The sequence below is a fragment of the Micromonospora sp. NPDC051296 genome (genome assembly GCF_040682255.1).
GTDB lineage: Bacteria > Actinomycetota > Actinomycetes > Mycobacteriales > Micromonosporaceae > Micromonospora > Micromonospora craterilacus.
Genome location: NZ_JBFBAO010000601.1, coordinates 1 through 2225 on the forward strand (window position 1 = coordinate 1; position 2225 = coordinate 2225).

General features: G+C 60.1%; 1 protein-coding gene. It reads left to right on the forward strand.

The features are described from left to right. The first annotated feature begins 609 nt into the window (after nt 1-609). Entirely contained in the window at nt 610-1053 is a 444-nt protein-coding gene (locus AB0M52_RS33385; protein ID WP_363961835.1) for a hypothetical protein, read from the forward strand. Nucleotides 1054-2225 lie beyond the last annotated feature (1172 nt).

Below are 2225 nucleotides of genomic sequence, written 5' to 3' on the forward strand. Positions count from 1 at the left end.
GCTATGCGGGCCGCCTTGACGACGCGAAGAGAACAATTCGGCAGGCAACACGGGCTACATGGCTTGACCAACGGTCAAGCAGCGCTACCGGACGGCGCACTTGACCGGCGTGGTCCCCAGAAAGTCAGAAAGGCCGGCCCGATGCTTCGGACCAGCCCTCTGACCTGCGTTTTTACCCTGTCGGGACGGCCGGATTTGAACCGACGACCCCTTGACCCCCAGAGATCGGCAACGCGGTCTCGTTCGGCTGCCGCCGCTGGTCGACGGTCTGGTAGCAGTCACCGTGGTTCAGTTTGGTGTCGTCGGTTGCTGTACTTCGCTGCTGTACTGGTCGCACCGCCGGCAGCGCCTCCGCTGCTCGACGGCGTGACCGGCGAGCGGAGGCGATCTGAACCCCTTACACCCAGGACAGGAAGAGATCATCGCCAATCGGACTGTTCAGTCCCGTGACAATGGCGGCAGTTGTCGAGACTTGCCGACGCTTGCCGCCCTTGGTCGCTCTCGGTTGTACCGGATGTGTACCAGGCGATCTTGGCGACGTCCCCCTCGCGTCCGACTCGCAAAGAGACTTGCGCCGCGTCGTTACGCTTCCTCGCGCAGGAGGTGCGCATGCTGGAGCACGGCCACGAGGAGCAGGATCTCCCAACACTCCACAAAGAGCTTGACGAGATCGACATTGAGCTGTCCGATATCTTCTCGGACACGACGCACACCTGGGGCATCACGGTCGGCAGGATGCACATCACCCGCAGGATTAGCTCTCAGGGCTGGTTCAAGATCTTCATCGGAACATGCGTCGGCAGCTTCGCCGCAGGAGCGCCTCTCTCGATCCTGGAGCCCACCCGTGAACTCGGCTTTGCCATGGTGGTTGGCTCCATCTTCGCCGGCGCGTCGCTCCTCACCCAGGCGTGGGCACTGCAAGTCCAAGCCGAGCGGGAGACAGGTCGGCGCATGTTCGGCCAAGGCCAACAGCGCCACGTCCGTCAGCTCATGCGACGTCGCGAGCAGATACTCGATGAGATCGATCGGCGCAACGAACTCGAACTGCACTGACGCATCGACTACTGGGCGTTGTATTGATCACGCTGCCAGGCGTCGCCAGCCCAAACGGACATCACGTCCCATCACCTCGGACGCAGTCAGTCATGGTTGGTCAGCTTTGGTTGCTACTGGCCTGCGTCGCACGGCCTGGCGACTGCATGATCATGGTAAGTGCGGTCGAACCACGTGTCGACCCGGTCAGCCATGATGGTGCACGTGCCAGACGATAACGAAAGCGCCCAGGTCAACGAGATCCGGCAGAGGCCCGCAACGCCTCTACCACTGCAAGGCTGGATTCAGCGCCATTGGGTAGACCTCTTAGTATTCGGCCCATTCGCCGCAGCACTTCTAGCCGCATTGCAGCTTTATGTAGTCTCGAATGGAGACGAGGCAGTATACCGTCATCTTGTACGGTCTCTAGACCTACAGGCCTTACTGCTTGCGGTTCTGATGCCACCCGCGATGGCCTTGGCGCTAACACTATCCACATTCTACCTTCTTTATTCGATAATCCACCTCGGAAAAAGGGTAGGGTCGAACCAGCATCTAACCGAAGGCGAGGCGCTTCGCGTAATATTCCCATTTGGGATCGCCGCACTGGTGGCAGTCTTCGCCCTGCCCCTATCTTGGACATTCTGCTGCATAGTATCGGCCTTGGTGGCGATAGTTACGTCCGCCTTTCTCCGGCGGATGGGCTCCGAACTCAAACCAAACAGCCTACTGCCACTCTTTCTCCTTACACCAGCCATGCTATTCGTCTTCCAGCTGGCAGACGGCCGGCCGTGGGTACCAGCTGAATCCGCCCTAGTCGGCAACTCAACGAGCGCCACGACTATCTATTCATTACACGAGCGAGAAGAACTAATTACTCTTATTGACCTGGGTGACGGGCGGTTGAAAACCTTACCTCTCACCTCAATCCGTGACCGGTCGGCGTGCAACGACCGAACGGCTGTCCCCTGGTATGGGAAGTCACTCGCTTCCTTCACACCTCGCAGCGAGAAGACGCGGATCAAAGAGCAGCCGGCGTGTCCAGTCCTTTAGGCAAATCCGCATTTCCTTGCGAAGCCGCGCGCTACCCTATGGCCATCCCGTCTGCCGCCGACCCACACACCGTGGAGCAGACCAGGGCCAGGGCGACAAGGTGGAGCGCCCTGCTGGACGAACGACCTTGTCGCCCTGGC

Bases quoted from the DNA above. Each gene is read 5' to 3' on its own strand.
- AB0M52_RS33385 (WP_363961835.1), top strand. From the start codon at position 610: ATGCTGGAGCACGGCCACGAGGAGCAGGATCTCCCAACACTCCACAAA.